Annotated in this window: 6 protein-coding genes; 2 read left to right on the forward strand and 4 right to left on the reverse strand. The window is 34.1% G+C overall.

Going from position 1 to position 7,716, the window contains the following annotated elements; translation table 11 throughout:
• Positions 1-175: 175 nt before the first annotated feature.
• Positions 176-1,084, reverse strand: a complete 909-nt coding sequence (locus RTL21_RS12840) for a TetR/AcrR family transcriptional regulator (protein WP_312096282.1) — start codon at positions 1,082-1,084, stop codon at positions 176-178.
• Between the two features lie 278 nt (positions 1,085-1,362).
• Here RTL21_RS12840 and RTL21_RS12845 point away from each other — a divergent pair, with 278 nt between their 5' ends.
• Entirely contained in the window at positions 1,363-2,895 is a 1,533-nt protein-coding gene (locus tag RTL21_RS12845; protein WP_312096283.1) for a DHA2 family efflux MFS transporter permease subunit, read from the forward strand.
• A gap of 611 nt (positions 2,896-3,506) precedes the next feature.
• Here RTL21_RS12845 and RTL21_RS12850 read toward each other — a convergent pair.
• A complete protein-coding gene (locus RTL21_RS12850) occupies positions 3,507-4,547 on the reverse strand; it encodes a 2,3-butanediol dehydrogenase (protein WP_312096284.1) in 1,041 nt (346 codons plus the stop codon).
• A gap of 204 nt (positions 4,548-4,751) precedes the next feature.
• On the opposite strand from RTL21_RS12850, the gene RTL21_RS12855 reads away from it, so the two are divergent.
• Positions 4,752-5,639 carry a LysR family transcriptional regulator gene (locus RTL21_RS12855; protein ID WP_312096285.1) on the forward strand — a complete coding sequence of 296 codons (888 nt, stop codon included), beginning with the start codon at positions 4,752-4,754 and terminating at the stop codon, positions 5,637-5,639.
• A 33-nt stretch (positions 5,640-5,672) separates the two neighbouring features.
• On the opposite strand, the gene RTL21_RS12860 is transcribed toward RTL21_RS12855, so the two are convergent.
• Both RTL21_RS12860 and RTL21_RS12865 read right to left on the reverse strand, forming a co-directional pair.
• Entirely contained in the window at positions 5,673-6,272 is a 600-nt protein-coding gene (locus tag RTL21_RS12860) for a VanZ family protein (protein WP_312096286.1), read from the reverse strand.
• A gap of 257 nt (positions 6,273-6,529) precedes the next feature.
• A partial coding sequence (locus RTL21_RS12865) for an MDR family MFS transporter (protein WP_312096287.1) occupies positions 6,530-7,716 on the reverse strand: 1,187 nt, incomplete at its 5' end.

The following is a 7,716-nucleotide window of genomic DNA, read 5'->3' on the forward strand; positions in this document are numbered from 1 at the left end:
CGGCGCTCGCCCCATGGAAAGCGAAGTGTATTCAGGCTGCGGATACTAACACTAACTGTACTGAAACAGCCTTTTATAAAACTAATAAAAACTCGAACAACATATGAATTCTTTTATAGTTGTTCGGGTTTATCTATGGCAGGAATACTTATGTCCCAGGCTCTTTCTGCAATTATCATTGATTTTGTTTAGAATATACTTTTTCTATTCTTGTTACAAGTGTTTGAGCTGTTTCAGCATATGGCGTATCTTTCAATTCCTGAATAAGTGATATCAATGCACTTTCTAAAATAAAATATCTAGGGTGTTTCATTTCTATTTCTTCTGCAATAAATGTTAATAATTGATTCATTTTTTCTTGATTTGCAGTAAATCTTTTATCATTTTTTAAATCTGCTTTAAATGTGTAAAGTAGACAAAGAATTTCCTTTTTCCCAAAATCATCCTCCTTTGTGGATTGAACAGAAATCAACTTATAGAGCGTATCTGGATTCAAAAGTACTTCCTTTGAATCGGATAATTGCTTAACCATATCTAGAATCCGCTTTACACAATATTGAACAATTTGATGAACATTGGCCTGATCCTGATAGACTAATGAATGCATATAAATGGTAGAATGAATCATTCCCATTAACAGGATAGAGCAATCTAATAAATAGGTTTTGTTTTGTGACCCACAAACATCTAGTAAACGATTATACACCCAGTTTAACTCATATACTCTTCTGTTTTTTATATAGTTTTTTAATTCTTCATCATTTGTAAACAATATTTCTTCAAATAAAGAAATAATTTTATATTGATTATTTGTTCTAATTAACATTTCTATCTGCTTAATAAATAGGTTGCTATCCGTTTTATCCTGTCCAATTAGTAATTGTTTCCTTTGCCATTCCAATTCTGTATAGATATTTTTAAAAATGGAAATCAACAATTCATTTTTACTGGAAAAATAGTTATAAAACGTACCTTTTGAGATATTACTCGCAGCAAGTATGTCTTGAATCGATGTTTGCTGAAATCCATTTTCAATAAATAATTCATGTGCTTTATCCATGACATGTTTTTTTCGTTTGTTCATTTAATCACCTTGAGAATAAATTTAGACTACCGGTTCAAATTATATACTAGGTTATTTAGAATGAAATTACAATCATTCTGTATGTAAAACAACTTGTGAAATCATTGTTATATAAAGGTTTTCTTTATAAAATCTTAAGTGATTTGTAAATGAATTATATTTTACTTAGGGATTCTAAACATTTTTATTGCAATATTTATACTAGAGGTATATTATTATTTACGGCTTAGATTTAATGGATAAAAAGAACGTAAGGTTCATAGGGAGGAATTGTTTTAATGAACTCAAATGCAACATCGAATGAAAAAAAACCGCCATATGGCATAATTGTAATTTTAATGGCGGGAGCCTTTGTCGCATTTTTAAATTCAACACTGTTAAATATTGCTTTACCTTCTATTAGTGCGGACTTCAAGATTGATCCTTCTGTTGGTCAATGGCTTATAACTGGCTATATGCTTGTAAACGGAATTATGATTCCAACATCCGCCTTCTTAATTCAAAAATATTCAACAAGAAGATTATTTATAATAGCAATGTCACTTTTTACTGTTGGTACTTTAATGGCAGGAATCGCTCATTCCTTCCCAGTATTGCTGCTTTCACGAATGATACAGGCTTCTGGTTCATCGATTATGATGCCTGTTTTAATGAACTTCTTGCTAACAAGCTTTCCAGTTGAAAAACGCGGGAGTGCAATGGGAGTTTTTGGTCTGATTATGACTTTCGCTCCAGCAATTGGTCCTACTTTATCAGGATATATTGTAGAACATTACGAATGGAGAATGTTGTTCTATGTTGTATCTCCTATCGCAATCCTTGTTTTAGTTTTGGCTATTATTAAAATTAAAGATACGAAGGAAAAAGTTGATATTCATATCGATCTTTTATCAGTTGTTTTATCCACCATAGGATTTGGCGGATTATTATATGGATTCAGTTCTGCAGGTACAAAAGGATGGAGTAATATTCATGTTTATGGCACTTTAATTGTTGGTGCAATAGCGCTTCTTTTCTTTGTTCTTCGTCAATTAAAAATGACTACTCCAATGCTTGAATTCCGAATCTTTAAGTATCCGTTATTCTCATTATCAGCAGTCATTACTATAGTAGTAAACATTGCATTGTTTTCCGCTATGCTCTTGATGCCAATGTATATTCAAACAGTTAGAGGAATTTCACCATTCCATTCTGGTCTACTATTATTACCTGGAGCGATTATTATGGGGATTATGTCTCCTATAACCGGAAGACTTTTTGATAAATACGGTGCAAGAACGCTAGCTTTAGTTGGGTTAACATTGACTGCAATCACAACCTATATGTTTAGTCAATTATCTATGACCACTACTACCACTACCCTAGTGCTTATTTATTCCTTACGTATGTTTGGTATGTCCATGGTTATGATGCCGATTATGACAAATGGTTTAAATGAATTGCCATCTAGAATGAATCCACATGGCACAGCTTTAAATAATACGTTATCCCAAGTATCAGGTGCGATTGGTTCAGCAGTTATGATAACGATCATGTCTCAACGTACCACTGCACACGGTGAAGAATTAGCTCAAGAAGCAATGAAAAATATGAGTAATGCAACTACTCAACCATCCCCAGAAGCTATTGCAACCATGCAGGAGAAATTAGGAATGCAAGCAATGCTTGAAGGAATAAATGATGCTTTCCTTATTTCTGTGGGAATTGTTATTGTGGCACTTGTTCTTGCAATGTTTGTTAAACGTGCTGTTCCACCTAAAGAAACAGAGGAACAAACTGGCCCATCAACAATAAATGAGGCAGTTGAATAAGAAATAATATTACTATTAGGCTGGGACATAAGTATTTCAGCCCAAGTTAAAGCCAAACAATTTTACGAAAATTTCGTATGATTGTTTGGCTTTTTAATTAGCTTGTAAAAAGCAGTTTTAGTTGTATTTTCCGCAGCCTGAATACACTCCGCTTTCCGTGGGGCTCGCGCTGAGCCGCTTCGGCCCTTGGCCTGCAGGGTCTCAGGCTGTCTCGCTAATCCCACAGGAGTCTCCGTGTATTCAGGCTGCTCCATATTTCCTACTAATTCATTTTTTCTTGGAAAAACAATGTTTTTTTAGGAAATAGGCTTTAAAAACGGAGTGAAATGGAGCGGAAGACACTCGACTCCTGCGGGAAGTAGAGGAAAGGCTGAGACCCCGCAGCGCAGCGAGGAGGCTCAGGTTCCTCCCCGACGCATCGTGTGTCTGTAGCGCAATGGAACGAATTGTTTTTTTACACTTGAGTATATTTAAAATCATAAATAACTAGTATGAAAAATAGATTGTTCGTCTTTACAGATTGGCTATTTAGTTTTGCCCCAGCCTCTTTTTGTAGCAAAAAAACAAGGAAAGCCCTTTTTTTGTATGGACATCCTTGTTTTTTAATGTGTTTATTCCGCACTTACTAAAATCTTCACCTGATTTTTTTCTGAAATCAAGGATTGAAAGCCTTCATCAATTACATCATCTAACTTAATTTTTTTTGTTACTAATTTATCTGCCGAAAAATATCCTTTTTTCATTAGATTTAAAACACTTGGAAATACATTGCGATATCCAATAATTCCTTTAATTGTTCGTTCTTTAATTACGATATCATTTGGAAGGATTTCTGCACCTTTTTCCCAAATGCTAACAATAACAGTTTCACCTGCAATGGTAGTAGATTGGATCGCCTGTTTTAAAACTACTGGCACTCCCGTAACTTCAAATGATACATCTACTCCACCACTCGTGCGGCTAACAAGTTCTGCAACGACATCATCATAATCAGCTGGATTAACGACGATTGCTCCAAGCTCTTCTGCTTTCGCTTGACGCTCCGGAGATAATTCCACTGCATAAATATCTGTTGCTCCTGCAGCTTTTAATGCTTCTATTACCAATAACCCAATTGGACCACATCCAAAGACTGCCGCAGTATCCCCTGCCTGTACTTTACTTGAACGAACTGCATACAAAGCTACAGCAGCAGGTTCCACCAATGCACCTTGCTCATAGGACAACTCATCTGGTAATTTATGTAGTAATTCTGTATCAACAGACACATATTCGGAGAAGCCTCCTCCACCGCCTGCTAATCCAAGAAATCCCATGTTTTCATCTAAGTTATATGCTCCTTGAAGACCATGTGTAGCAAAAATAGGTTCAACAACCACACGATCGCCCACTTGATAATCTATTACCCCTTCTCCAATTTCCACAATTTCTCCAGAGAATTCATGTCCTAAAGTGACTGGTGCTACTTCATTTGTTAAAGGATGTGGTTGATCCACCGGTATAAAGATAGGACCTCCTAAATATTCATGTAAATCACTTCCACAGATTCCACACCATTTTACTTTAAGCTTTACTTTTCCTGGTGCTACTTTAGGTTCTTCTATATTTTCTAATCGAATATCCTTTTGATTATGCCATCTTAATGCTTTCACTAATCAAACATCCCCTGTCTTAAATAGTTTTACAGCTAATCTACTAAATTTCCATTGCTTGTTGTTATTTAAGGCCTTAAAAATGTAAGTTTCAGAAACAATTTAATTATAGTACTTATATTATTTATTTAAAATTATATTATAATTAACTATAGTTAACTATTACTTAACTAAAAACGAATATTTAGTAGAAAGGAGCTACCGATGAATATTGAACAATTAAAATATATAGTAGAAATTTCAAATGCTGGCTCTTTAAAGACTGCTGCCAAAAAGTTAAATATCACTTTGCCTGCTCTTAGTCAATCTGTAACGAAGCTAGAGAAAGAATTAAATGTGGAGATTTTTCACCGTTCAAGAAAAGGATCTTATCCAACTGGCGAAGGAAAAGTCCTCATTCAAAAAGCTAACGATGTTCTGGAAAAGCTGCAAGAATTTTATAATCATGCCGAAAGCTTTACACACACATTAAAAGGCGAGTTAAAAATCGCTACTTTTCCAGGACCATTAGATTTACTAGCAGATCAAATTACTTTGTATAAAAAAGAATTTCCCTTTATTAAAGCCTCAATAGAAGAGGATAACTCCCAGCATATAATTGAAAAAATTAAAAAGGAAGAGGTTGATATTGGCTTCATCATATACAACGAGGAAGATATCAAAAAAAACAAAAATATTCTTTTTCATAAACTATATGATGGATGCATGGTTGTTGCCGTCAATAAAGAGGCCCCTTTAGCAAATAATTCATACATCACCGAAAAAATGCTAGAAAATCAACCAATTATTTTATATAACGATCATTCGATATTAGATTTCATGCAAAATTTAGATACATTAGAACATAATATGGAAATATTATTTACCACTAATAATGTAGAAACGATTCGTTATGCCTTAGAACGAAATACAGCTATCAATATCGGCTATGATTATGCTTTTAAAACGATAACTGGGTTAGCAAACAATGACAGCTATGTTACCCTACCTTTTGTTGATACTTTAACAAACACCTATTATTTTGGATATATATATGCTGCTAATAAAGGAATTTCCCGGGTAGCTAAAGAATTCTTAAAAAGGTTAACATAGTACACAAGCAAACTACTATGCTCGCGGATTCTTCTAATCTTTCATCCCTACAAGTCTCTTTTGTAAAAGACTCTGGAGAATTTTATATAGACAAAAACCAAAAATAATCCCTAATGCATTTAGAATAACATCATCAATATCTGTACTTCGACCAATAAATAATTGGCAAATTTCTATAAATAAAGGAATACATATGGACATCCAAAACAGAGCAGAAAACTTTCTAAAATTTCTCCATAATATGGGCAGAAACATTCCGAAAGGGACAAAGACAAGGACATTTCCTAATAGATTAATAAGAGAAACCTGATTCCAATTACTAACTTGATTATTTGAAAAAGCTAAGTAGGAAAAGATCGTCGAAAAAGGGATGAGGTTTATGCTTCTTATTCCCTCAAGATGTTGAATATAAAGTTGCTGCCTTCCGTCTGCTCCAATTGTCATGTACCATCTTGGAATAATTGTTTGCGATGCAACACCAATACAAAACATGACAAATAGAAACCATAAAATTTCCTTGCCCCATTTTAGTTCGCGTTTTTTTAATTTCATGTAAAGAAAACGACATAATAAATAAATCGGTACTCCTATAAGCATATACATAAGCATTGCTCCTACATACATTCTAATCATTTCTGTTCCTCCAAAAAGATTTTCATTTCCTACTTTCTTTACAATAAATCTCTTTACCTAATCATTAGACGAAATGTAAAAGGAAAAAGTTTGGCAAAAAGGAATATTAAGACTAACTCCACCAAAAGGTTTCATGCGCTCTCCCATTCAAAAGACTATTTCCAATGCGTGTTAAGAACCAGCATCACTAAAAAAAGCCACTATCAATGGCTTATATATCCATTTAGTAGCGGCATTTTCTATTTTTAATGCTTCCCTTATATTTGTTTCACTGCTTGTAGATTTTTCTTTTTCATTTCAAATTGTTTAAACATTCCATAATAAATAAAGGCACTAATTACTGCAAGAATGGCGATAATCAAAAATGTCCATTGAAATCCGAACCATGCACTCATTGGAATGGATAATGGTGCAATCATTTTGGAAAAAGTAAACCGGAGACTTGCTGCTGCAAAATATTTTCCTCGTTGATTCTCTGGTGCAATTTCAGAAATAAAGGTTTGCTGGATACCTGCAGTCATCAATTCTGCAAAGCTAAATAATAGCATTGCGAACATTAATCCCCAAATCAACGTTGTTTGGCTGAACATTATAACTGCCATGGCATAAATAAAGGAAGAAACAATAAACACATTCTTTTCCTTATATTTAGACATCCATCTTGTCACCATTATTGTAAATAAGGCAACTACCAAACCATTTTCCGCTAGAATTAACCCAAATGCTTGTGTACTTTCAATTTGAAGCGACCAGCTGCCTATGGAAAATAAACTTTGTGTAGAAACCATTTCATCAACATAGACAGGTAATAATAAATCTAACTGCATAAAGGTTTGCCCAATTAATACACCTGCTAAAATGAACATTAAGAAAGTTCGGTCTCTTACAATTAGTTGATAGTCTTTTAACTGTGTGCCAAGCGCAAAAACCCAATTCTTTTTCCCGCCCTCTAACTGTTTATATGGTGGAGCTGTTTCAGCTATCCAAATTTTTAAAATCATACTTAATATAATATTTAATAGTCCAGCTGCTAATAGAAGGAAGAAGCGATAATCCTTATAAAAGAATCCCCCTAGTATCGGACCTATTACCACTGCAATATTAGTAGATGTATAGAAAATAGCAAAGACACTACTACGATCTTTCTCTTTTACAACATCAGCGACCATCGCTTGGCTTGCAGGCCAATAAATACTGCTAAACAAGCTAATCACTGTAAAACAAATAAAGCTAATTGCAGGTGAATCTAGCCAAGGGGAACTTGCTAGAGCAAAAATCAAATAAGAAATCCCTTGCGCCAAGCTTGAGATGACCATCATTTTCTTTCTTCCGAATTTATCTGCATAATAGCCACCAAGTAAATTAGCGACAACAGAAAAAGCTTGAGAAAGTATCAATTGCGGGGTTCTTATTAATACTTTCTCAAGCTTTTTCTGTTGTCGCT

Origin of the sequence: Niallia sp., assembly GCF_031978665.1 — a bacterium.
GTDB lineage: Bacteria > Bacillota > Bacilli > Bacillales > Cytobacillaceae > Niallia.